The organism is Mesomycoplasma ovipneumoniae (genome assembly GCF_035918255.1).
In the GTDB taxonomy this organism is placed as follows: Bacteria; Bacillota_I; Bacilli_A; order Mycoplasmatales; family Metamycoplasmataceae; genus Mesomycoplasma; species Mesomycoplasma ovipneumoniae_A.
The window spans coordinates 662,847-688,789 of the sequence record NZ_CP142136.1; the positions used below are offsets into that span (position 1 = coordinate 662,847).

General features: G+C 30.0%; 18 protein-coding genes. 7 read left to right on the top strand and 11 right to left on the bottom strand.

Annotated features, from left to right (window positions below):
- Positions 1-68 precede the first annotated feature (68 nt).
- The 6 genes from U3G01_RS02320 (at position 69) to U3G01_RS02345 (ending at position 8,743) form a co-directional block, all read left to right on the top strand.
- A complete protein-coding gene (locus U3G01_RS02320; RefSeq protein WP_255031165.1) occupies positions 69-2,183 on the top strand; it encodes a putative immunoglobulin-blocking virulence protein in 2,115 nt (704 codons plus the stop codon).
- Positions 2,167-4,644 (top strand): Ig-specific serine endopeptidase MIP, encoded by a 2,478-nt coding sequence (gene mip / locus U3G01_RS02325; protein WP_308700466.1) that lies wholly within the window; start codon positions 2,167-2,169, stop codon positions 4,642-4,644. Before U3G01_RS02320 ends, mip begins: the two co-directional genes overlap by 17 nt.
- Before the next feature lie 73 nt (positions 4,645-4,717).
- Entirely contained in the window at positions 4,718-6,031 is a 1,314-nt protein-coding gene (locus tag U3G01_RS02330) for a hypothetical protein (protein WP_255031167.1), read from the top strand.
- Positions 6,021-6,374: a hypothetical protein gene (locus U3G01_RS02335; RefSeq protein WP_255031168.1), complete on the top strand. Its 354-nt coding sequence runs from the start codon at positions 6,021-6,023 to the stop codon at positions 6,372-6,374. Before U3G01_RS02330 ends, U3G01_RS02335 begins: the two co-directional genes overlap by 11 nt.
- A gap of 166 nt (positions 6,375-6,540) precedes the next feature.
- A complete protein-coding gene (locus tag U3G01_RS02340) occupies positions 6,541-7,011 on the top strand; it encodes a helix-turn-helix domain-containing protein (protein ID WP_255031170.1) in 471 nt (156 codons plus the stop codon).
- A gap of 685 nt (positions 7,012-7,696) precedes the next feature.
- Positions 7,697-8,743, top strand: coding sequence for a zinc-dependent alcohol dehydrogenase family protein (locus U3G01_RS02345; RefSeq protein ID WP_255031172.1), 1,047 nt, complete (start codon positions 7,697-7,699; stop codon positions 8,741-8,743).
- 1,156 nt (positions 8,744-9,899) lie between these two features.
- Here the strand turns inward: U3G01_RS02345 and U3G01_RS02350 are convergent.
- Genes U3G01_RS02350 through U3G01_RS02380 form a run of 7 tightly spaced genes read right to left on the bottom strand, consistent with a single transcriptional unit; the run spans position 9,900 to position 18,551 of the window.
- Positions 9,900-11,273: an MSC_0618 family F1-like ATPase beta subunit gene (locus U3G01_RS02350; protein WP_326564824.1), complete on the bottom strand. Its 1,374-nt coding sequence runs from the start codon at positions 11,271-11,273 to the stop codon at positions 9,900-9,902.
- Between the two features lie 2 nt (positions 11,274-11,275).
- Positions 11,276-12,802: an MSC_0619 family F1-like ATPase alpha subunit gene (locus tag U3G01_RS02355; RefSeq protein ID WP_069096811.1), complete on the bottom strand. Its 1,527-nt coding sequence runs from the start codon at positions 12,800-12,802 to the stop codon at positions 11,276-11,278.
- Positions 12,802-15,060 (bottom strand): MSC_0620 family F1-like ATPase-associated subunit, encoded by a 2,259-nt coding sequence (locus U3G01_RS02360; RefSeq protein ID WP_255031174.1) that lies wholly within the window; start codon positions 15,058-15,060, stop codon positions 12,802-12,804. Before U3G01_RS02360 ends, U3G01_RS02355 begins: the two co-directional genes overlap by 1 nt.
- Complete coding sequence (locus U3G01_RS02365) at positions 15,053-15,523, bottom strand: MSC_0621 family F1-like ATPase epsilon subunit (protein WP_255031175.1); 471 nt, start codon at positions 15,521-15,523, stop codon at positions 15,053-15,055. The genes U3G01_RS02360 and U3G01_RS02365 overlap by 8 nt, the downstream gene beginning before the upstream one ends.
- Positions 15,524-16,390, bottom strand: coding sequence for an MSC_0622 family F1-like ATPase gamma subunit (locus U3G01_RS02370; RefSeq protein WP_010320787.1), 867 nt, complete (start codon positions 16,388-16,390; stop codon positions 15,524-15,526).
- Positions 16,391-16,417: 27 nt separating this feature from the next.
- Positions 16,418-16,963 carry a DUF2714 domain-containing protein gene (locus tag U3G01_RS02375; RefSeq protein WP_010320788.1) on the bottom strand — a complete coding sequence of 182 codons (546 nt, stop codon included), beginning with the start codon at positions 16,961-16,963 and terminating at the stop codon, positions 16,418-16,420.
- Positions 16,964-17,009: 46 nt separating this feature from the next.
- A complete protein-coding gene (locus tag U3G01_RS02380; RefSeq protein ID WP_255031176.1) occupies positions 17,010-18,551 on the bottom strand; it encodes an MSC_0624 family F1-like ATPase-associated membrane protein in 1,542 nt (513 codons plus the stop codon).
- Between the two features lie 145 nt (positions 18,552-18,696).
- On the opposite strand from U3G01_RS02380, the gene U3G01_RS02385 reads away from it, so the two are divergent.
- Positions 18,697-19,500 carry a Cof-type HAD-IIB family hydrolase gene (locus U3G01_RS02385; RefSeq protein ID WP_010320790.1) on the top strand — a complete coding sequence of 268 codons (804 nt, stop codon included), beginning with the start codon at positions 18,697-18,699 and terminating at the stop codon, positions 19,498-19,500.
- A gap of 49 nt (positions 19,501-19,549) precedes the next feature.
- Here U3G01_RS02385 and U3G01_RS02390 read toward each other — a convergent pair whose 3' ends face one another.
- The 4 genes from U3G01_RS02390 to U3G01_RS02405 form a co-directional block, all read right to left on the bottom strand.
- Positions 19,550-20,233, bottom strand: a complete 684-nt coding sequence (locus U3G01_RS02390; protein ID WP_255031177.1) for a hypothetical protein — start codon at positions 20,231-20,233, stop codon at positions 19,550-19,552.
- Positions 20,234-20,261: 28 nt separating this feature from the next.
- Positions 20,262-21,725: a magnesium transporter gene (gene mgtE, locus U3G01_RS02395; protein ID WP_069097266.1), complete on the bottom strand. Its 1,464-nt coding sequence runs from the start codon at positions 21,723-21,725 to the stop codon at positions 20,262-20,264.
- A 6-nt stretch (positions 21,726-21,731) separates the two neighbouring features.
- The gene (locus U3G01_RS02400; RefSeq protein WP_069096803.1) at positions 21,732-22,343 is read right to left on the bottom strand and encodes a diadenylate cyclase; all 612 of its coding nucleotides are present in this window, start codon (positions 22,341-22,343) and stop codon (positions 21,732-21,734) included.
- 192 nt (positions 22,344-22,535) lie between these two features.
- Complete coding sequence (locus tag U3G01_RS02405) at positions 22,536-25,553, bottom strand: hypothetical protein (RefSeq protein WP_255031178.1); 3,018 nt, start codon at positions 25,551-25,553, stop codon at positions 22,536-22,538.
- Positions 25,554-25,943: the final 390 nt, after the last annotated feature.

Here is a 25,943-nt window from a genome sequence, read left to right on the forward strand (position 1 = left end):
ATTACTATCCTAAAAAAAAAAAAAAAGATGTTATAATTTAAGTAAAACAGACAACTTGGAGGTGGATAATGACTTTTTTGACCAAAAGAGGCAAAATTGTTCTTTTGGTTGCTACGCCTATAATTATTATTCCGGTCGCTAGTGCTCTTAATCAATATTTAACATCGCTGAATTTTCCAGCTTTTGAAAACACATATTCAAACTCAAGCCCATCAACAATTGCCAAAAACGAAGTTGATAATGATCTAAAATTCAATTCACCAGTTACAAATGCAATTTTTAAGGAAAAAGAAGAGCAAAAACCTAACCAGACTCAAAAAATTGAAGATACAAAGCAACCAATTATAATAAAAAACACCGAAAAAGTTGAAGAAAAAAAGCCAGAAATTGCCGCTCCACAACAAGCGCCAACTTTAAAACCAAAATTTGCACCTCAAAGTGCAACTTCGGGTCCAAATTTAATAGTTGGTACTGAATTAAGTCGGCTAACTCAGCTTGCTTTACAACGAAAAGCATCTGGAATTAGCGCTGAAATTAAAAAACTCGAAACACGTATTGTTAATATTGAAGCACAAGTAAAAGAAATAAATCGCTTTTATGACGAAGAATATAATAAAAGAAATGGTGATGACGCCCCAGGTTCGCGAAGAAGTTGAGAAGAAGGGCGTCGACTTAGTTTGTATTCTTGCGAACCTTCAATTGATTGTCCAGCAATTCGGCTTGAGCAAAATAAAGCTGAATTAGAGCGTCTAAGACGCGAAGCAGCTAATCCAAAACCCTTAACAGCCGAGGAAATTAAACTTTTAAAACAAGGTTTATTACCTGATGCTGACAATCCTTATGCTTGAGGTTATGATGATGAAGCTAAAAATCCAACACTAAATCGACTAAAAGCTGAAAATCTTAGCCGAGTTTTTAACACTCCAAGTTATTATTCTCGAGTTTCAAGTTCAATTTCGAGCCTTGAATATACCGGTTGGACAAAAACTGATGTTTCAAAAGATTTTCAAAATATTTTTACAGAAAACGGTGTCACAAGCAATTCAATCCAAATTTACCAGTACACTCCAAATGAACAAAACGAAGACCGTGCTAACCGAAGTCCAATAAAAGCAATTGTTCTAAATGCAGATGATTCTAATGCTTTTGATAAATTTCAAAAAATTATGAACCAAGCAATCCAGCAAGATAATAAAATTCAAGCTGTTGTTCTTAAAAATGTTGGGTCGCTTAATTCATTACAAAATATTGATCCAATTCTAAAAGCAATTCCTGATTCAGTTATCAAATTGACTTTATTTTTAAATAATCCAGCTGCAACTCGCGGATTAAGAGGGCTTGAAAATGTCAAATTAAAAGAATTAGAACTCTATTCAGATTCAAATGCCGTTTCACAACATTGATCAATTAATCCAAATGCATTGAAAAACGTTGATTTTATTAGTTTTGACTATCAAAGTCAGTTTCACGTTACAAGAAATGCGGGCGAAAAACTTCCTTCTTCAATAATTTTTAACACACTTCGGTTTGACAAAGGCGATGATGTTGCTAAAATTAACGAAGGTCTTGAAATTGTTTTTAATTCCAAAATTAACCAACGTGTTTTTCAAGGTAATTTTGGCGGCAAAGGCGGTTGACCGACTTTTTTAGATTTTTCTGATACTAATATCAAAACTCTAAAAGGAATTTGGTTTGACGAACTTAACCGTGTTTATAATATAAATGTTGAAAACTGACCTGAACCTTTTGCAAAAGAAAATTTTGAAGGTGGTCGAACCTTAAAATTCAAGCGAATGATTTTTCAAGCCGACCTTGTTGGTGGCGCAGATGCTTATGTTGTTGATATTTCCGATTTTGATGGCGCCCAATTTAGCCAGCGGTTAGCTTTTGGCGATCCGCCTCCGCCACCAACTGAAATTCAATTTAGGCGAAATGGTCAGGAAATTTACGGAATTCCTCTTTATTTAAAAGGTCAAAATTTAACTGGTGATGCAAAAAGCCAACTTGAGTCATTCATTAGGGCGGCAAATGCCAATGGCCAAAGACGAATTACACAAATTTATGTCGAAAGTGATGGGCTAAAATCACAACTTGGTGGACAAATTGGAAATGTTTTAATCCAAACTAAAATTGCTAACCAAAACAGTCAACAAGAAGGAGCTAGCGATGAAATTGAGGTCTAAAATTTTATTTTTATTGCCAACCATTTTGCCAATTATCACTATTTCATGTGCTAATATTAATTCTGATTTAAAAAGTATTAGTGATGTTGAAAAATCTTTAACTGATCTAAAAAATAAATTTGACTCACCGCAAAATAATAGTTCAGAAAACATAAATAATTTACTTACAAAAATTAACGAAGAAATTCAGAATTTAAAAAAAATTTTAAATTCTGATAAACTAGGTAAATTCAACCAAGAATCAGAAAAAATCCTATCAAAACTAAGCACTTTTTCTGATGATGACTTACAAAATCAAGACAAAAAAGCAGAATTTCAAAAGACTTTTTCCGAACTTGTTAGTCTAGTTCAAAATCAAAAAGACACTCCAAATCCTCAAAATCCAAGCCCAAGTCCAGCTCCAGGCCCTAATCCTAATCCAATTCCTGATCCAAATCCAGGCACTAATCCTAATCCAGGTCCTATTCCAAACCCAAATCAGCCTCGACCTGAGCCAGTTTCACCTGAAAAAACTGCATCTTTAGCACCTGGAGGCCAAACTTTTTCAATCTGAAGAGATAACAAACGTATTGTTGAAGACCAATATAAATATGATGACCCTAAAAAAGAACTAGAATACCATCGAAGTTTGAACAATATTCCTAGTCAAAGTGGATTTACTACCGCAAGTGTTTTAAAACCTTTTCCTGAAAGTTTTAATCTTCCAAGTTCAACTGTCCTTGAAAAATTAAACCAACAAGCAAAAGACGCTAATCAACCTTATTATCAAAATGCGCAATTACGTGGTTTTTCTCTACCTGAAATTGGGACTGATGGTGAGATCAAAGGTATTTTAATTAATAATTTTGTACAACCTCCAGCAGTTCCGGCTTATTGGGGTAATGAAAAACTAACTGGTGGATCAAATCGCAACGGTTTACCGCGAGTTTTACCAAATGATACTTATCGAAAAATAGCCAAAAATTCGTTTTCTTTTGGAATAAGAAACGGTCGACAACGCGATCCTAATGACAATATTGTAAATCCTGATGCAGTAAAAAGGGTAATTCGTTCAGATATGTCATTTGGAACAGCGGCAATTCTTGACTTTGAAAAAACAGAAAATGGTTCTTATCCTCTAAAGTGATTTTTCATAACAAATGCTCACGTTGCCGCAAGTTTGCGACTTGCAAATGACACCCCAAGTGACAAAACTCAAGTCTGAGGCCGTGATGAGTCAAATTATAGTGAGGAATTTCGCCAATACAATACTTGAACAATTACTCTAACTAAACTAAAAAATACAACACCAATTCATTCAAAATTGCCAACATCAATTGGCGAAGGATTTGCGACTTATTATGACAGTGAAGAAGTTCGCGTTAAAGAATTAGAGGGAACTTTATATAATAACGGTCGGGACGGCCAATATGAACGTGACTCACTACTTGTCAACGAAACACCAAAAAAACCTTTAAATGTACGTACAATTGTAATTGGAACAAACGCGCTAAAGTCTTCGCCAAAAGACTTTTCTTCACAAAAGGTGTACCAAAATATTGAAGAAGTTCTTGATTTTGCCGTTGTTGAAGTTAATTTTGACAATGAAACTCAAGCAAGAAAAATGACTCAAGACTATTATAATGAAGCCCAGCAACAAAATCATTATCAAGGCCGTGAAGAAAACTTCCTTGACCCTAAAGTTTATGAAAAAATTCCGCCAATTGATTTTTATGGTTTTGGTTGGCCTTCAACACAAAATGAAAGTCAAAGAACGCTTGATCGTTATGAAAATCCAACCGATTTTGCCAACAGACGCTTCCAAGTTTCACCTTGATTTAATAAACCTGAAGCTCTTTATTTTAATAATAATCCAGAAGATAATCGCTGAAAAAATGGTGGCGAATTTGCATGAACTCGCTCTTACCGTTCTTTTGTAAATTTACCCGGAATAACTGACTATTTTATTACAAATCCAACACTTACAAGTTCATATTTTGAAGTTTATCACGCGCCTAATGAAAAAGGTGAAATTTCAAGTCCTTATTTGATTTCAGGTCAAGGCTTTTTAATTGATAATTTTGCCTCTGGTGGCGGAGTTAGTGGAACTTCAATTCGTGATAGCAATGAAAAAATTTACGGACTCCAATTCGCTTCTGATAATGCTGCCTCAGCGGCTTTTGTTCTAGCTTTACGTTCTTATGGATATGACTATAAAGGTTATTATGGAAAATATAATTTACCTTCTTATGATATAATTTATGGCTCAAAAAACCAATTTAAATCCTATTTTGATGCAATGTTACAACTTTATGGCGATAAATCTGACAAAAAATTAAAAACTAACTTATTTCCAGAAGGCTTTAGTGAATCAACACGAAAAGACGTTTTTGCCTCAAAGTCTGATGTTGTTAATTTGCCAGAAGAGATTCAAAAACGTACATATTCACGTGTTGTATCAAAAATTAACGAGGACAACTAAGTTTTTAAACTAAAAAAATTTTATCAGCCTAAATTAGGTCTGATATTATTAATTTTTTATAAAGATGGATTTCATGAAAATAACAAAACATTCTGTCATTTTGAACAATTACATTAAATTTTCAAACTCTTATTTTATTAGAAAGGACCAAAAAGGACAGCAAATTCTTATACTTTTAATAATTTCATTTGTTTTTCTTATCATTTTTGCAATTGGGGCTGGCTTACTTTGAGACAAAAATATATGATGAGTAGGCCCTGCAGCATTTTGGCCCTTACCCTTTGTTTGAGTTTATTTTCTTTTAGGTCTTTTTCTTAGGAAAAAATTTGTTGATTATTTTGATAATAATTCCATTGCTAAATCTATAAAATTTTTAAAATTGTTTTTAATAAGCCGCTTAAGTTTTGGACTTTTGCATAAATTAAAAGATGAAAATTTTGACAAATATTATAAAAAAGCCAATGAATTAGCAAAAATTAACCCTTTAATTGTTTTTTGCGGACCTTTTGCCGAAAGTATGACTTTTTTAAAATCAGTTGAAATTAACGATCTAGATTTTTGCTCAAGTTCTAATTTACGTTATGATTTAGGGATTAAAAAAACAACAATTCTTGATGATAAACAAATCACTGATCTTTATGATATATCAATTAAAAGTGAAGAATTTAGTTTTATTTTTGTACCAAAAAAATATCAAACAACTCTTGAAAATTTAACAATAACTTCGCCAGTTTACCAAATTGCAAATAAAATTAACAAATTTGTATTACTTTCAAATATAAAGAATTTAGGTCAAAATTATGAAATTGAATTCAAAAATACTATAAATGATTTAAAAGAAATTTCCAAATTTAATTTGCCTTTTACAAAAGCTAAACTTTCTCAATGCTATTTTGATGCAATTTTGCAAAAAAGCCAATATATTTGTGTTTTAAATCAAGACAAAATATTGAATAATATTCAAAAAATTGATTTAAATTTTTTCACTGAAAATTTCACTGAAAATGTCGAGTTAACCTTGGAAAATCCGTTTTCAAACTATGGAAAAGCTTTGAAAATTTCAGTTTTGGAACTAATAAAAGAATTTGAGAATGACACTAAAATTAAAAATTTACGGGTTGCATTTGATAATGATTTTCATAAATTTTTTAACGATATAATTTTACCTGATCCTCATTATAAATCTGACTCGCCGCTGCTCGAATTTAGCTCAAAAGACGAGTTTAATACTTTCAAAGAAAAGCTCGGAATAAGCAATTTATCATTAAATTACTTAAGTCCAAATTTAGTATTTTCATACAAAAATGATCATAGCATTGATATTAGACATATTTTTGCAATTTTTATTGCTAAGAAATTTAAGGAATTAGAAGAAAATGAAAAATAATTATAAAAAAATTTCCTTATATTATAAATCAACATCTCACTTTACATACATCATTTTTCGTTGATTTATTTTAGCAATAGTTGTGGGATTAATAGCGGCTGGAATTTTGTTTTGGGATCTTTATGACCTTCCGGTTCCGCCATATATTTATGTTTTTATTCCCCTTTGTATTTTGGTAGTGCCTTTGTTTTTACAAACATTAATAAATTCTGTTTATTTTTTTGTTAGTCCAAAAATTCTTGGCAAGCTATTAGAAAAAAATTGGTTTTTGTGACTAAGTAGAAAATTAATGAAAAAATCTTGGAAAAATATGACAGAAATTCTATTACAATACGTTGACTAAAAAATTTTTAAATAGCTGAGTTTGACAGTTTGATGTTAAAAATTCACTTTTTATTGAATATAAATATGCAAAAAACCCGTAAATCCGGGTTTTCCTAAATAAAAGATAAAAATGCAACATATAGTATAATAATATTATTGTTGCATTTTTTTATTTATGGAGTATCATGGAAAAAAGAAAATTTAAACATTTTAGTTTCGAAGATTTAGTAAAAATTGAGTTTTTATTGCAGAACAACAAAAGTATTAGATATATTGCTAAGCAGCTTAATGTTTCACCCTCAACTGTCTCAAGAGAAATTAAAAGAAATCTAAATGAATATGGAATTTATGAAGCTAATTTAGCAATAAGAAAAAGACAAAAAAGATATTATCATAGGTATTATTTCAAATTTGTTGAGTTAGGGAAATATGAGGAATTCAGCAGAATTTTTGTACTAAAATATGACAAAAAAGTCCATGGAGTTAAGCCGACATATTTTTATATAGCAGAAAATTACCCGAACATCGAAAGACCGTCTTTGAAGACTGTTTTTAATTGAATCAAAACTAATAAATGGGTAATAGTTGAAACGACAAACTCAGAAAATATTACAAAAAAAGCGGAAAAAGAACTAGAAATGCCATGCAAAGATTAGTTCCAGAAGGTTCGCGGATTTACGGGTTTTTTGGCCTAAAATCTTAATTTTATTATTTTAAAATTACCTTTTGTAAAAAAGAAAAAAATGCTTGGTCTAAGAAAAAATTAAGGTATAATTACATTCACTTAAGAATAATTAATAAATTTTGATATTGAATTAAGGGGGAATCAGTTATGTTTTTTGTCTAAAAAATCAGAAAATGCGAATTTTCCATTATGTTTTTAAATATAATGGAGTGCCTTAAATTTACCCGTTTAGAAATCTACAAATTTAAGGCTTTTAATTATTGTTCTTTCAAAACTTCACATATTTTTTTAGGCTCGATGTAAGTAAAAACGAGTTTTCTATTTACATTGAGTTTAAATAGTAGTTGTATTTTTTAGGATTTTTGTCAGTGTTTTAGCTAAAAAAGTTAGTTTAAAAATTTCATAATTTTGCTTTTTAAGTTAAAAACTCCGAAAAACCGGACACTTTTTTAAGATTATCTCATCAAACTGGGAAGCTCGGGGAAAAAATTGGTTTTTGTGACTAAGTAGAAAATTAATGTCAAAACATTGGGTAAATAAGGCAGAAATTTTACACTACGTTGACTAAAAAAATTTTCAATAAAATACTTATTTATTATAAAAAAAGTTATATAATTATTTATGCAAATAATTATATACGAGGTCATTATATAAAAATGAAAGCATTAGTTTATCGTGGCGATCACAGTATCGCCCTCGAAGATGTTGACAAACCAGTTATACAAAAACCAACAGATGCAATTGTTAGAGTTACCAAAACAACTATTTGCGGTACAGATTTGGGAATTTTTAAAGGTAAAAATCCTGAAGTTGCCTCAGGTAGAATTTTAGGCCACGAAGGTATTGGTATTGTTGAAGAAATAGGTTCAAGTGTTTCTAATGTTAAAGTAGGTGACAAAGTTTTAATTGGCTGCATAACTCCATGTGGTAAGTGTGACAACTGTCGTGTACAGTTATATTCTCACTGCCGTGAAGCAGAAGGTGGTTGAAAATTCGGTTACATGATCAACGGAACCCAAGCCGAATATGTAAGAGTTCCTTTTGCCGATAATAGTTTATATAAATATCCTGATACAATTTCTGATGAAGTAGCTGTTATGTTATCAGACGCCCTACCAACTGGACACGAAATTGGTGTTCAATATGGTCAAGTTTCACCTGGAAAAACAGTAGCAATTCTTGGTGCAGGTCCAGTTGGAATGGGAGCACTTTTAACTGCCCAACTATACTCACCAGCTAAATTAATCGTGATTGATTTTGACAAAAACCGTTTAGAAAAAGCTAAAGAATTAGGAGCAACTCACACATTAGTTCCTGATGAAACACTATTAGACAAACTCCACGAAATTGTTGGTCCTGATGGTGTTGATGTGGCAATTGAAGCTGTTGGAGTTCCACAGTCATGAGACACATGCCAAAAAATTGTTAAACCAGGTGGAAACATTTCTGTTGTTGGTGTTCACGGTAAAAAAGTCGACTTTAACCTTCAAAATCTCTGAATTAAAAACCTCACCGTTACAACCGGACTAGTAAATACAAACACACTACCAATGCTAATTAACGCTGTTTCAACCGGAAAACTACCAGTTCAAGGTCTAATTACCCACCGCTTTAACCTTTCTGATATCATGAAAGCTTATGATACCTTCTTAAATGCATCTGACAATAAAGCAATGAAAATTTTCATTGACGCGACAAAATAAAGTTTATTATTTTCGTTTTATTATTTGTAAATTGATTTGTAAGACTTGTACTTTTAAAAGTGCGAGTCTTATTTTTTTATTTTCAATTTTTAAAATAAAAAAATTCAGTTATATTAACCTTGCTAAGAAAAAATTAATAAATTTTTAGATATTAGAATTAAGGGGGACTTAATTATGTTTTTTTGGCTAAAAAACTCAGATAAAGCAAATTTTAAACTATGTTTTAAAGATAGTGTAATGGCTTAAAATTAACCGTTTGCAAAAAAAAAAAAAAATGCTTGGTCTAAAAAAAATTTCTGTTATAATTAAACTCACTAAGAATGAATTAATAAATTTTGATATTGAATTAGGGGGAATTAGTTATGTTTTTTGTCTAAAAAATCAGAAAATGCGAATTTTCCGTTATGTTTTTAAATATAATGGAATGCCATAAATTTAACCGTTTAGAAATCTATAAATTTATGGCTTTTAATTATTGTTCTTTCAAAACTTCATATATTTTTTTAGGCTCAATGTAAGTAAAAACGAGCTTTCTATTTGCATTGAGTTTAAATAGTAGTTATATTTTTTTATGATTTTTGTTAGTGTTTTAAACTAAAAAAACAGTTTAAAAATTTCATAATTTTGCTTTTTAGGGTAAAATTTTAGCTTTTTTAGTTTGCTTTATTCCTGAGTTTCCCAGTTTGATAAGGTAATTTCAAAAAAGCATCCGTTTTTAGGCAATTTTTTAAGTTTTTTGGTAAAAGTTAATTACAATTTTATTAGTAATTTATTAAGATATCAAAGTATTGATTGTTTCCAAATAACTTGTTTAAAATTTCATGTTTGAAATTTCCTTAAAATATTTAGGTTTTTTGCCAAACAATTTGTTTACTTCAATAAAACCATCTTTATTTTGTTTTTTCATAATTTATAATTATACCATAAAATTACTTAAAATGCAATTAAATGCATTAATATAAATTAAGGTTTTACGTTCAAAAAACATTGATTTACGGGTGTTTTTTCATTTTTATACTCACTAAAAAGTGAATTTTTGCCTTAAAACTGGGAAACTCGGGATTTTAGCTTTTTTAGTTTGCTTTATTTGATTAATAAGTAAATAAAAAATTTCACCTAAATTTAAGGTGAAATTTTACTTTGTTATTTCAAGTTTTTAGGCTTCTTTTTTAGCAAGATCATCAACTGAGCCGATAAAGGCAAATTCTGATGGGGAAATATCTAAAAATTCGCCATCAATAATTCGAATTACTGAATCAATTGTTTTTTCAAGTGGAACATAAACTCCAGGTTCTTTAGTAAAGGCAGCGGCCATAAAGAAATTCTGGGTGAAAAAGTTTTCAAGTTGAAGCGCTTTACGGACAATTATTTTACTTTCAGCATCAAGTTCATCAAATCCAAGAATCAAAATAACATCTTCTAAGTCTTTGTATTTTTTCATAATTGACTTAGCGGCGATAATTGCATTAAAATGTCTTTCACCAATAACGTTTACCGAAACTGAGTTCGAGGTTGAAACTAAAGGATCAAAAGCTGGGAAAATATTTCTTGACATTTTATCACGTGAGAGCACAAATGAAGAATCAAGGTGAGTAAAGAGCGAAATAGCCGCTGGATCAGAAAGATCATCCATTGGCAAGAAAACGGTTTGGAATGAAGTAATTGAACCATTTTCATTTTTATAAAGACGATCTTCAATAAAAGAAACATCAGAGTCCATTGTCGCATGGTAACCACCGATTGAAACATTTTTTTCAAGCGCACTTGAGACTTCATTAGTAGCTTGAATAAAACGGTAAATGTTGTCAATAAATAAAAGCACATCTTGTTTTTCGTAGTCACGAGCATATTCAGCAGCTGTAACTCCCATTGGCACAATCATTGAACGTGCGCCAGGAGTTTCGTTCATTTGGGCAACAAACATTGTTGATTTAGACATTAAATTTGACTCTTGAAGTTCTAAAAATAACTCAAGACCTTCACGGGAACGCTCACCTGAACCAACAAAAATTGATGAAACTTTTTGTCTTTGTTTGGAAACGTTAAAAATTATTTCTTTCATCAAAACAGTTTTACCAACTCCGGCACCACCAAAAATTCCAATTTTATAACCTTCAAAAATAGGTACAAAAAAATCAAGCGCTTTAATTCCGGTTTCAAGCAATTTATGACGAACATTAAAATTTTCTTTTGTAACATTAACTGTTGAATTAATCGGAATTGTTTTTGGCTTGTATTGGGCATTATTTTGCGATTGAGCCAAAATGTTAAAAACTTGATTTTTAGCACTAGCACCAACAGGAACTTGTAAAAAAGTGAGTGTATTAACAACTTGATGACCAACGGCAATTGGCTGAGATTTGGCAATCACAATTGCACGAACTGTATTTGCATCTAAAATTTTTTTAATAACCAAAACTGTTGTGTTTTGGTGCATTGTTAGAGCTTGTTCAAGTTGAATTTTATCAAGATCAGTCTGAAATTTGATTTCAGCAACATTAGTTCAAATTTGGGAAACAAAACCAATCATTTTTATCTACCTCCGATATTTTGGGCTTTTTGTGTTATTGAATCAAGTAATGACTGATCCATTTTTGGGAATGCAAGTGGAACTTCGAGTTGAGTATTTGTTGATTTTTCCAAAAATTGGTTAACTACTGTTGCAAAATATGAACCAGCGAGCTGATCGTCAATAAATTCATTATTTGTGTATTTGGCAAAAATTTGTTTGGCAAACGGATCAGTTTCAATTAAGGCCTGAACAAAATTCACGACTTTTGTAGGGTCAGCCACATCTTTTAAAAGACCTCAAGAAATTATTTTTATTCCCATTAAAACACTTGTTGGTGAATAATAAGAATAACCTTTTTGAACTAAAAACTGCTCAACTTGTGACCCTTTAAAAAGTAAATCTGAAGTTTCTTTATTAAGATCATAATCTAATTTTGCCAATTTAATTTGCTTTTGATAGTTATAATATAATGATGAAATTTCTTTTGAAATTGCACGAATATTCTTTGCTTGAACTGATGAGCCTGTCCGCGAAACACTAAGTCCAATATTTACCGCAGGAATTTTTCCTTCGGCAAAAAGTGCTGAAGAAGTAATAATTTGACCGTCAGTAATTGAAATTACATTCGAAGAAACAAGTGCGGTAATATCATTATCAACAGTTTGAAGAATTGGCAAGGCTGTAATTGATTTTCGTCCAATAAAACGACCTGAACGCTCTAAAAGTTTTGAGTGGGCAAAGAAAATATCAGCCGGAAAAGCTTCTTTTCCAATTGGCTGATTAGTTAAAAGAGCAACCTCACGCCAAACACTAGCATGTTTTGACAGATCATCAAAAACAATAACAACATCGTAATTATAACTAAGATTTTCAGCATGTGCCATTGCAAAATAAGGGGCTAAATATTGATCAAATGGGCTTGTTGAAGCTGCATGAAGAACGATTGTGTTATTCATTGCCCCATTTTTTAATAGATCATGGTATAAAGAGACTAAATTTTGGCGTTTTTGACCAATTGAGACATAAATACATTTTGTTGTTGGCGAATTTTTTTGGTTAATAATTGTGTTAATTCCAATATGTGTTTTTCCAGTTTGACGATCACCGACAATAAGTTCACGCTGACCAAATCCAATTGGGTTAAAAAGATCGATTGACAAAATTCCGGTATAAACTTGGCGATCAAGCAATTGACGTTGTAAAACACCTGCGGCAGTTGCAAAAGCTGAATGGCGATAAGTTAAAAAAGTTTGTGGTCTTGCTGATTTTGGTTCGATTATATTACCAGAAAGATCGATAATTTTCCCAAAAAATTCCATCGAAGTGGCCACACGATCAAAATCAGGTAATTCAACAAGTTCGTCATTAATTTCAACTTTACCTTTTTGGTTGTTAAAAAGTAAATAAGCTTGCATATAAGAGGCTTGAATTACTACCGCTTTAATTTCGGGTTTATTTTTGATTTGAAAAAATTGCTGTTCTTTTCAGTTGTATTGTCCTTTAACTAAAATAACATAGTCTAAAACTGAGGCGACACGTAATGACATTATTTTTCTCCTTGTTGTTGATTTTCAGAATTATTTTCAACTTTTTTTAATTGATTTTTTTTATAAACTAACAATCTTGAAATTACAGCAATTGAGACTAAAATTACCGAAAGTGTCCCGACTATTATATAAGCAAGATTATTTGATAACCATTGACCTTGCTGTTCGTTATTGAATTTTTCAATAAGTGCTGAAAAATTCTGAATTGGATCAGAGTTTTGTTGGTTGTTATTTATTGAAGAAGATCCTTGATTTGTTTGTGGTTCATCAAAATAAGCAACATGTCCTAATATTTGGTTTAAAAGATTGATTTGGCGTCCAAGTTGGGTCATTGCCAAAAATTGATTAACTAAATTAGAACTTAATTTGTAAGACTCATTGTGAAAAAGAGCAACTTTTTCGTGTGCCTGGGCAAAATAACGGTTAATATCTTCGCGAGTTAAATTCAATTTTTTGAGATTTTCGTCAAATTGTTTTTCTTTTTGAGCCGCTGCTTCTTTGTCAACTGCATTTGGTTTTGCCAAATATTGGAAAAATTTATCTTGAAGAACAATTAGATTTAAGAAATAAATTAAATAATAATGAGATCAAGCTTTATTATTGTCAATTTCTGATTTTTTTAGATAAGATAAAAACTGAAATTGTGAAGCTGAAAAAACTGTTCCGTGAGAAGAATTGATATAATCTTGGGCCAATTTTTTCTGAGCATCAAGAAAATCTTGGTTATAAAAAACTTTTGTTAATAAATAAAAGAAATTATAAATTGTTGTTTGTGAACCAGGAGAATAATAACGAATTTGGTCAAAACTAAATTGGTCTTGAATATTCAATGTTGAAAAAAACTGGTCAATTACAGCAGTTACACCTAGATTTGAATGGTATAAATTTGTTGTTATTGCTTGTTTTTGAGCTGGAGTTGCGCCTTCAGGAAAATCAGTATAATGGGGAGTATCATAGACTTTTTCGGCTTTTGACTTATCCGCAGGATCACGAACTTGATTAACAAAGTCAACAATTTTTACTTTTGCATTAATTTTATTTCCAGCCGCATCAAATGAAACTGATTCAATAAAATATTTAAAACGTGAATTTAAGGGGTTTAAGAAGAAAAAAATGTTATTTTTTTCTTCCTGTGATGCTGAATTATAGAGGTTAACTACTTGTTGAGGTGTCATAGCTGCATACTGAGGAGCAATAATTGGCGGCAAATCAGGAGCAATTCGCACTTCAAATTCAGGTTTTTCGGCCACATCAGGCGGATTTTGGTTAGTAATTTTTTTAATTGCAAAATTAATTTGTTCTTGGGCTGATTGAGATGAACTTGGATTTGGCAATTGATTTAAAGTAAAATCAAGTAAAAGTGACTGTTTTTCAAAATAGTTTTTAATTCAGTCATTTCAAGAAGTTATTCCTTCTTTGCCAATTGGCTTACTTGCTAATAAAAGGTTTTCTTCAGTATCAGATTTGTCTGCGAATTTGTCAAGGTTAAAATTCTTTTTATAAACAGGAAATTCTTCTTCTTTAAAAAGATATTGTTTATATTGGGATGTAAGTCCTTGGAAATAAGTCTTAATTCGATTTTCAAATTCTTTGCCTTTGAGTGTGTTTGGGACTTCTGTTACTTTTGAGGTTTTAACATTATTTATTTTTTCATAATTATCATCATTGTTAGTTCCTCATTCAAGACCTTGGTAGTTTTCTTTGTCAAAACTAACATCACCACGTTTTAGTTTTAGATTATTGGCAAAAGCAAAAGGGCTAATAATATTAAGGCCAAATTGACTTGGATTCTTTTTTAGACCTTCACGGTTTCGCTTAAAGTAATCACGAAGTTGTATTCAGAAAAAACTTTGCTGTAGTTTTTCTTCAAGATTATCACGAGTTTTTGAAGCAATATCAGCAAGTTTAATTTTAATATCTTCATCAACTTTATCAATAAATTGGTCAATTAATGATTCTTTTTGGGCTTCTCAGTATGCTTTATTTTGCCTTAGATCTTCTTCAGTAATTGGCTCAGCCTTTTTTTCACTTGTGCTTGGTTGAGCTTGTCCGCCAGGATTTTGGCCAGGATTTTGCCCAGGATTTGCTGGTTGAATTGTAGGGGGCTGGCTTGGGCTTGAAGGAGCTGGGGCAGTTTGTTGAAATTCAACAGCAGGAGGACTAAAAGTTGAAGCTGATGAAAGAAAAAATAAAGATGAAATTGAAAAGACTGATAAAATAGGCGCAAAAACTAGTTTATTTTTTAATTTTTTAGACATAATTCACCTCGGTTTGAACTAAAAAAAACAGTTGCATCAAACGGTTTTGTTCATTTTCTTGTTTGGCAAGCATATAATTATTATACAATTCTAAATTTGAACTTAGCTCTAAATTTGCTTGCATTTGCAACTTGTGTAAAAGTGTTTTTTTGCTTTTTTGATTTGATTTTTTCTGAATATAATATTCTTTTTTATCAGTTTTGTAAAAAATCAAATCATCATGAAGCCGAATAGAAGCGCTGTTTTCTAAAGAAAAAAGTAATGATTTGTGGGCAAAAAAATAAAAAACCCCTGAAGAAATTTCGATTTTTATGAGCGAAAAATCAAGATTTGAGACAATAAATGGTTCAAGTGGTGCAAAATATTTTTCCTGTTCAATGTTAATATATATTTTGCAATCTTTAAAATTTATAGTTTTATTTTCAGGGGTCAAAATTCGGAAATTTCAAAGTTGTGATTCCATTTAAAAAATTCCTTTCGGTTTGCTCTTAATCAAGTTTAGTTCCTCAATTTCTAGCTCACGTTCAATTTTTAAAATTGTTGTTTTAAGACGTAAAATTTTTTCCTCAATTTCCTTTAAAAGTGTATTTTCGTGAATAAGTTTATTTTTATAGACGATAAATTGCGACTCAAGTAGTAAAACCTGCACGGATGTAGCAAAATATGTTTGAATTTGAGTTTGGTAAAATTCTTCAAAATTAGGGAAAAAACGGACTTTATCAAGGCTAGCTTTGAATTTATCAATTGTTTCTTGACTTGTTTCCATTTTAAATTCAAATTGGTTTAATGGGAAAATTGTTGCAATAAAATTTGGGATTTTATTTGAATAAACGGCCATTTTTACTGATGAAAACTGACGAGTTTTAAGTCCATATTCAATAACTTGACCAATTTTTACTGAATTTTCAAAGGAATTGTCTAAATTTTCAAAACTAGTTATGATTTTCATATTGTTTTTCTTTGCAAAATTAATTGCCCGAACACCAAGAGGAACAATAAAATCTTTTTCGGTATAATTTTCTAAAATTTTAGTTTCAATTTGATCAAAAAAGTTTTGGGTATATTTTTCATTTGATGAAGGATAAATTCAAAGATTAATATTTTGACGGGCAAAAGCTTTTTTTGTCAGTAGTGATAATTTTGTGCTAAATGGTCTTTTTGGACTAAATTGAGCAAGTAAAAACTGTCCAATTAAGAAAAATTCATAAACATTTCTTATTGTTCTTAAAAGAAGGTTAATTTGGATTAGAGAAATATTTCGATTTAACGAAACTAAATCATAAATTTTGATAAAATTGTCTCTTTTTTCCTTTTTTTCATTTATGTTCATAATCTAAAACTCTCAGAATTAAAGTATTTATGCTTTTTTATTTGGATCCTTTTGATCTTCTAAACTTGATGCTAAAGAAACTTCGCTGAAAATAACTTTAAGTGTTTTTGTTTGCGGATCTAGAAAAACAATGCATCCTTCGACAACTTCAACAAAACGGCTTTTGTTGGCAATAAAATCTCAAGCAAGCGTGTTTAAATTGGAAAGTAGTGCTGAAAATCTTGAATCAGAACTATCTGAGTAAAAATTACTTGCTCTAACATTTGAAGATTCAACTTGAGCAATTATAGGAACAAGCCCTTTTGAGCCAAAACGACTTGAGCGTTGTCAAGAAATTACGAAATTTTTAAATACTAATTCTGTGGTTGACTTATAAGAGTCAATAACTTTTTTTTGGTATTTTTCTTTCATCGAGGATTTTGCTTTTTGCGAGGATACAAGTAGAGTTAAATTCATTAGTGCATCAAAACTAATAAAATTGGGATGATTAATTAAATCATAATAGTCGCGAAACTCTGTTTTTGTATCAAGTTGGTTTGGATTTGCTTGCTTTTTCTTTCCTAAAATTTTCATGATTTGTTCCTTATTTTTTAACTTTTAGATTTGGAAGTTTTTAGATCTAAGACGAACCTATTTTTTCATTTTCAACGTTTTCTTTTTGATCTTGAGATGGTTTGTTTTTTGTTGTTAGAATTAAAGTATTTTTACCAATTGCAACAAATAAATTTGCCAAAACAAAAATTGCTAGTAAAACAGTTAAAATCCCAAGAAAATAGAAACTATAGTCAATATAAAAAACTGATACTAAATCTCTTTGGTAGTCTTCTGGCTTAACTTGGGAAACAGTAGATGTATAAATATCAATATTCAATAAATAAATGAAATTAAAAATTGTATATAAGACAATAAAAAAACTTACCATTAATTTCATCCAAAGCGGAAATTCGGGCTTAATTCTGACTAGAGCAAAATAAATGGTAAGGAAAAATACTAGCTGAGTTGAGTTTATCCAAATTGTTTCATGAACTGAATAACTTAAATATGAGACAACAAAGCTTGCAATAAAAGATAGAAGAATAAAAATGAATGGAAGCGTATTTAATTGATAATCTTTAATTTTATTTTTTAACCGTGTAAGATTTAAAACAAAATAAAGAATTAGTAAAACAACATGAACCGAAATACCAATTATTGTTGGCAAATAATTTGGTTCAATATTGTTTCCAAAAGGAAGAAACTGAACAAAATTAGTTATGGAATAAATAGTTATATAAACACTATATGCAAAAATTCCAATAGCAATAAAAATTAAGGCCGAAAGCGCTGGAGTATATTTTTTAAGCCGAATAAGACTTTGACGGTAAAAATAAATTTGAGGACTATAATATAATAAAACTAATACTAAAGCTCCCATTAAAAGTGCAATTAAAATTAACGAATTAGTTATTTTTGCTACTTCAGTAATAAAAGTATAAATTCAATCTGCAATTGGATTGTCATAAGTTACGCTCGGAATTGATGATTTTTCAGGGGTAGAAAACACCATTGAAGCAAAAATTCCAAATAAAGTACCTGATGTAACAATAGCAGAAGCTAAACTTATATGCTTAAAAATGAAAAGCTTCTTATAATCATAGTTGATTTTGTCATCTGTTCGCCCTAGTCAAAGTCAAAGGGAATAATCAAGTAAAATATAAATAAAAATTTGGGCAGAAATGCCAAGAATATGGCTCCATTCTATCGTTAGTCAAGCAAAATAAACAACTAGATTGACTAACGAAAGGAAAAAATATACTGATAAAATTATGTATTTATGCGTTTTATTTTTCAGGTGTAAAAATTTTAAACCTTTAAATAAAAAGATAATACTAAAAAATAACAGGAAAATTGATCTTGCAACTCTTGGAGCAATAAATTCGCGAATTTCATCATCAATAGGATTAAAAATTAGCGAAATACTTGAAATCCTTGAAATTGGCGCATTTTGGTCAATATTTACTATGTTCAGGAATGACCGACGGGCATCAAAGAAAATTGCCGCGCTTAAACCAAGTAAAAGCAGAATAAATAATACGCGAAGAAAAATACTCGCTAAATTCTTCTTGTCTTTTTTAGCTGGTTTTGCATTTAACCTATAAGCTTCAGGACTAACCGCATTCATTTTTACCTCCTTTTTTAGTTTTGAAATGCTAACATTATAACCTTTTTTTTTTTTTTTTATGACAAAAATGCAAAAAAAATTAGTTAAAAAATATCTAATTTAAAATAATTTATTGTTTTTGGCGTTTTACCTTATAATTTTAGAAATGATTAAAAAATTAATATTTAGTGATATTGACGGAACTCTTTATTGCGGTGATTTTTCCGTTGATAAGGAAACAATTGATTTTCTAAAAAATAATAAAGATAACTTTACCTTAATTTTAAATACAGGCAATCCTTTGGGTTCAAGAATTTTGCAAATAGCAAAACTCTTGGAAATTCGTTACCTTTTAACATCTAATGGCTCTTTATTTAGTGATTTAAAAGAGGACAGACATACTTTAATTAATGGACCAATTTCGCAAAAATCACAAGATTTTGTTTTTAAAATTGCCAAAGATTTAGATATGCAACTAAATTTTTGAACAAGCCAAAAATATTTTAGCTTTAATTTTAAAGAGCAAAATTATTCCTATTTTAACTACCCACTTTTGGATCCTGAAAATGAGGTAATTTTTGTTGATGGCCCACAAAAAGATGTAATAAAATTAGAACTAATTGGCCCAAGCCAAAATTTAGAAAAGGCTTATAAATTATTACAAGAAGATGGTGATCTTGAAGCAGTTTTAATTAATAATATAAGCATTGAAATTAGTAAAAAAGGAACAAATAAAGGAAATGCTGTTGAATTTGTAGCAAAAACTTTTGGAATTGATGTCCAAAAAACAATGACAATTGGCGATAGTCCTAATGATATTTCAATGCTTGAAAAAACTAATTTTTCTTATGCAATGGCAAATGGCTATGAAATTGTTAAAAAAACAGCAAAACTTCATACAAGCGCTTGCGATCAACAAGGGCTAGTTTATGCAATTAAAGACTTTTTATATCGGACAAAATTTGACTAAAAAAATCTTTTAGTCAAATTTTTGTCAATTTTTTTGTAATTAAAAAAGTTTAAATTCAATTAATTTTAAATGGTTTTTTCTGTTGTTTGATTTGATAAAAATAAACAACAAGTTGGATTATTGAAATCAAAAACCCAATAATTTGAAAAATGAATGACGAAAGATAAGCGCCATTTTTTTCAATAACAAATTGCAAGAAAAAGTAGATTAATCAAGCAAAGTTTAAGAGAAATAAATTTAGCAAAAAAGTAAGTGGAATAAATTTAATTGTTTTGTTTTTAATGCCTAACAAAGTTTGTGGTAAAAATGCAATATTTACGAACAATCCGGCAAAAATTCCGAGATAATTAGCATAAGAAGCAAGATTACCTAAAGAAATTTTGGCCCAAAAGAAAATTCCAAGTAGTAAAATCAGTAGAAAAACTGTTAATCCCAAAGACAAAAAAGTGAAATTTATTATTTGTCTTCTTGTTGTTTTTGCTTTAAAAATATAAACTTGAGCTAAAAAGATGAAAGTTGAAAGTCCACTAAATACTTGGGGAATAAAAAGTTGCAAATCACGGATTGCAAAGCCTAAAATTGCAAATCCAAAAATTCCCAAATAGTAAATTCATCAACTTAGTAGTGAAACTTTTGGTGGTTTTTTTGCTAAAAAAGTATTTATTACTAAAGGTAAACCGATTATCGAAGTTAAAAAAGCCGCAATTCAACCAATTATTGTTATATAAGACATATTTCCCGCTTAAAAAAAATATATTATACTACAATAATAAAAAAATAATAATTGTTACACCAAAAAATATTAAAGTAGAAATGGAATCTGTTACTGTCGCTAAAATTGGCGCTGACATAACGGCAGGATCTCTTTTTGTTGCTTTTGCAATCATCGGAATTATTGAGCCAAGAATTTTTGAGAAAATAATTACTGTTAAAAGTGAAAATGATGAGGCAAAAGAAATAATTAAAACATAATCGCGGATTGTTAGATTTGAGATTGAATTTTCGGGAATTTGCGAGTTTTTGATCTCGCCTGAAAGAGTAAAATAAATTACTAACCGCAAAAAATTCAGAATCATCAAAACTGTGCCAACAACAGCTCCAACGCCAATTTCTTTTAAAAGAACTTTGGAAAAAAAGTTAGAACGATTAATTTCTTTTAGTGAAATTGAGCGGACAATTGTTGTTGCTGATTGGGAGCCAGCATTTCCGGCTGATCCAGAAATGACCGGGATCATTGAGACAATTGTAGTAATAAAAGATGAAAGCCCGATTGATTTAATTGCATCATTTTCGGTAATTGCATCAGTGAATTTTTGAATAATAAATTGGGACAAAGTTGAGCCAAACATTAAAATTATTAGTCAAAAAACACGGGATTTAACAATTTGAATTATTGTGGTTTTAAGATAAGAATCCTCAACTTCTTGTGGTAAAATTCCGGCTAATTTATAAATATCACTTGTTGCTTCTTCTTTAACAATGTCAATAATATCATCACTTGTAACCATCCCAATTAATCTTTGGGCAGTATTTACAACCGGTAAAACCGAAAAATCATTTTTAGCAAAAACTTCAGCGGCATCTTCTTTTTTGTCAGTTGTTACTAAAAAAGGAACTTGAAACACTATTTTTTCAATATTTAAATTAGGATCAGAAAAAACTATATCCTCAAGTGTGGTCGCACCGATAATTTTTTTTTGCGAATCAACAACATAGTAATAATGCACAAGTTCAGAAATATCTTTATATTTACGGATTTTTTCAAGCGCTTGGGCACAAGTTAATTCATTTGAAAGATAAACAATATCAACCGACATAAAAGAGCCAATTTGATTTGAATTATATTGTAAAAGTTGGTTAACTCTTTTTCTTGTATCTGGATCAATATTGCGCAAAATTCGTTTGGCAACATTATCAGGAACTTCATCTAAAAGCTCGACAATTTCATCAGCATAAAGTTCATCAAGAAGTTGATTCATCATCTCGTTTGGCAAACTTATAACTAATTCTGATTGAATTTCGGGCGAAAAAAAGGTAAAAATTTCTCCGGCTGTGGCAGTGTCTAACATTCTAAAAAATAAAAGACGCTGAAATTGACTAAATTTAGATACTTCTTCTGCTACTTCTGAAAGTGGTTTTTGGTTTGTGTATTCACGGACTTGATTAATTTTTTTATTGTTTACTAAATCAATTAACAAAGAACTTTTTGTCTCAAAATTTTGCATTAAATACTATTTTTTAGCAGTATTTGTTTGACTTGAATTTAGTTCTTTTGTTAAAACTTCAGTAAAAGTTTCAAGATTTGTAACCTTAAAAAAATTTGCATCACGAACAATCACAACCTCACCACTTTGTTCTGAAACAACAACCGTTATTGAATCAGAAACCTCAGAAATACCTAAAGCAGCCCGGTGTCGGGCGCCATATCGGTCTTCAAGTGTTGATTCAGAAACCGAAAAATATGTCGAGGCATACAAAATTCGGTCATCAACAATAATAACTGCCCCATCATGCAATGGTGAACTTTTTTGAAAAATAGCAATTAAAAGCGAGGAATTGATTAAAGAATCAATTTTTACCCCGTCAGTGCGGAGACTATCAAGAAGAATATTACGTTGCAAAGTGATAATTGCCCCGACTTTATTTTTTGACAAATATTTAACTGCAAAATAAAGTTCATAAACTATTTTTCTTTGTGTAGATATACCTAAATCAACAAAACTCCGGTTAACCTTGTTTTTGTGCAATGTTTTTATATGATTGTAAATAAAAAAAACTGCAAAAAAAAGACCTAAAACTAGGGTTAATGCTGAAATTATCAAAACTACAATATCTAAGTTCATGACATCACCTTTTTACTTTATTTAACTTAAATATTATATATTAATTTTTTATTTTTGACAAACAATTATTTTTAATTATTTTTAATTATTTTTTAACTGATTTTTACCTTTTAAAAAAATATAAACTCCTTTTTCCTAAAAATTTTTTAAGAAAAAAGGAGTTTATATAAAAGGTCAAACAAAATAAAAATTTTAAATAATACCAGCGCCGTATAAAATAAACATAATTACAACAACAAGAATTACAGCAATCAAGGCAAAAACGATAAATCATAAAACATAAGAAGGAAGACCTCAAATTGTTGATTTCTCGGTTGCAACGATAATTATTTCTTCATCCTCATCCACGCTTGAAGATGAAGCGGCAATTACACGGGTAGCCTCGTCAACACTTAAATCACCTAGACCAACAGAAACTCCGCCAGATTGAACATTATAACCACCAAAGCCACGTTTTGTGTTAAATAATTCATCATCAACGATTGAATTATGTTCATTACGGTTGAGATCTAGAAAGGCTTGATAAACAATTCCGCGGAATAATGGGATAATTGTTGGAAATTTATTTAGTTCAAAAGTCCCAATTTGTGGATAATAAGGGTGAATTTTGACTCAAGAATAATCAAGAACTGGCTCAACTATTTGCGGGATCTCGACTATTTGCGGAATTTCAACTATTTCAACCTGTGGGGGTTCAACTATTTCAATTTTAGGAATATCAACTATTTCAACAATTTTTTCATGAACAATTGGACGACCATGCCTTAAAACTGGAAGTGGATCAGGGTGATTGAAACTATCAGGGTGGTTTCAGAAATTAATTACTTTTAATAAATAGTCAATTGAAATTCCTTTTTTGGCAAAAAGGTATTTACATGCTGGACAATTTTTGGCCTCAAGTAAAAAAGCGCGATACTTTTGACAAAAACGGCAAGAATAAACATGTAAACAAGAGGCACAATTTTGATTAAAAAGTGAGTCTGAAAGGGTCAAATTGTATCTTAAAAGTGCTCGTGATTCATAATAAGGATAAAATGAAAGTTCAGCAATTTTTTTCTCAATATCGATATTTTTGCTTTTAAGAATTACCTGACATGCTTGACATTTTCGGGCTTCACGATAAAAAGCAGCGAGTTTGCGGCACTTAGGGCAGAAGAAATTATGATTGCAAGCTAGACAAGGTGAATTATAAGTTTGCTGTCAAATTAGTGAGGTTAAATTTTGGAGATCATTTGTTCTAAGTTCATTTAATTTTTTCTCAAGGTCAAAATTTGACGCTTTAAATTTAGCAAGGCAAGCTGGACAATTTTTGGCCTCAAGTAAATAAGTTGCATATCTTTGGCATCACTGACAAGATGCATTATGAAAGCAAGCTTTACATTTAATGTTATTTGCTAAATTATTATAATATGAATTACTTCGGAGTAAATTTATTTTAGCATCAAGGTCAAAATTTTGTTCCTTAAATTTAGCAAGGCAGGCTGGACAATTTTTGGCCTCAAGTAAATAGGTACGATATTTTTGACATCAAGGACAAGTTGCATTATGGTTGCAGGCTTTGCAATTTATAGTTGATTTTAATGAAGCTAAATGACTAAAATATGAATTATCACGAAGTAAATTTAGTTTAGCATCAATGTCAAAATTTTGTTGTTTAAATTTAGCAAGGCAAGCTGGACAATTTTTGGCCTCAAGTAAATAGGTGCGATATCTTTGGCATCAAGGACAAGTTGCATTGTGGTTGCAAGCAACACAATTACTAAAATAAGGGTTTTTTAATAAATAAGAGGGATAGCTAGGATGCGCAAGTTCACGAATTTTTTGGCTAATATTAATATTTTTAGCTTCAAAAATCGCCTTACATCTAGGACAATTTTGAGCCTCATTTAAATAAGTGCGATATCTTTGACACCAAGAACAAAGGGCATTATGAACACAAGTTTTGCAAATTTTTGGCTCTTTTTTTGAAAAACTAAGACCTGTTTGGACAGGGAGTCTTAATTGGGCGAGTTTTTCAAGATAGTTAAAATTTTTTTTCTTAAACAAATCAAGACAAGCTGGACAATTTTGAGCTTCAATTAAATAAGTGCGATATCTTTGGCATCAAGAGCAATTTTTATTATGCCCGCAGGACTGACAAGAACGAGTCGAGTCTGAATTTTCAGGAGAAAAGTCGCAATATTCTGAATGAATTTGGTAATTTTCTTCTAGATCAAAATTATTGTCTGTATTTCTAGACGAATAAATTTGATCTTCGGACTGATGATGATCAGAATGATTATCTTTTTGAGGCAGATCATCTTCAAATTCATGACCACTGACTTTTTCAACTAATGCTTGACTTACTGAGTCAACTTTTTCAAGCAATTTATTGTCAAATTCATCAGAAATATCTTTATTAAAAACTAAATTTGGCGAAGTTTTAGGTAAATTTTCCTCATTTTCTACTGATGAATTCAAGTCATCTTTTTCGTCATGGTCTTGGTCAAATTCTTCTAAAGTTTCAAAATCTTCTGAAGAATCTAAATTAGATTTATCACTCTTTTGTGATGAAATTTCTGAGTTTTCTAAATCTAAAGAAGAATTTGTGCCATCTTTTTGGTCTAAGTCATCTGCTGATTCAACAATTTCAAGTTCAACTAAATGACAAGGACATTCACTATTAATTTCTTCGAGATGATTTTGATCGTCACAAACTGGACACTCAATTGGGTGATCAGTATCATTTTGTTTTAATGCATAGAGAATTTCTTCAATAGTTTTCTCGTTTTCAGTAATTAAAATTTCGGTTTTTTGTTTTTCTTTGTTTGTTTTAGATTTTAAACTTTGTAAATCAAAATGTTTTGATTGGTCCGAAGTTAAATTTTTAGGTTGGCTAGTTTTTTGATTTGGCTGAGTTGATTCATTTAGGTTGAAATTTGGGTCATCAGCCAAAATTTTAGCTATAAATTGTTCTTTTTTTTCTTGACTAAGTGACCTAAAATTAATCGCTAAAGGAAAGGAAATTACAGATCCAAATTTCTTATTACGTAAAACTCAAAGTCGAACTGGTGTTTTAAGACTTTCAATTTTTAGAAAAACATCAACTAGAGAGTTAAAAAGACCGACGGTTTCCTTTGCGAATTTTAGCCTATAATAACAGTCTTTTTCATTGTGAAACTCATCACAAATCTCTGTGAGATAAAATCTTAAAGTTTTGGTTTTGTTCATTTTTCTAGCGACTTCTTTTTGATCTTTATATTTAAAGTAATGTAAATTATAGAGTAAAATTTGTAGTTATACTAATAAAAAATAAATTTTGCTTTTGAACAAACGCAAAATCTATTTCAATTTTAACATAAAACGAATAAATTTTAATGTTATTTTTCACAAATTTTTCTGTTTTTACATTTTAGTTTTGATTTTTTGCCTTTTTGAAAATTATACTATAATTTTAAAGCATATTTTAATTTTTTACATATTATTTTTTGCATTTTTTTTCATTTAACAAAAAAAATTGCAAAAATAAAAATTAAAGGGCTTATAAGACAAAAAAAGCTATAAATTCATAGCACAAAATTTATTTTTAGTTTTTTTAGATATATTAATTTATTAGTTTAT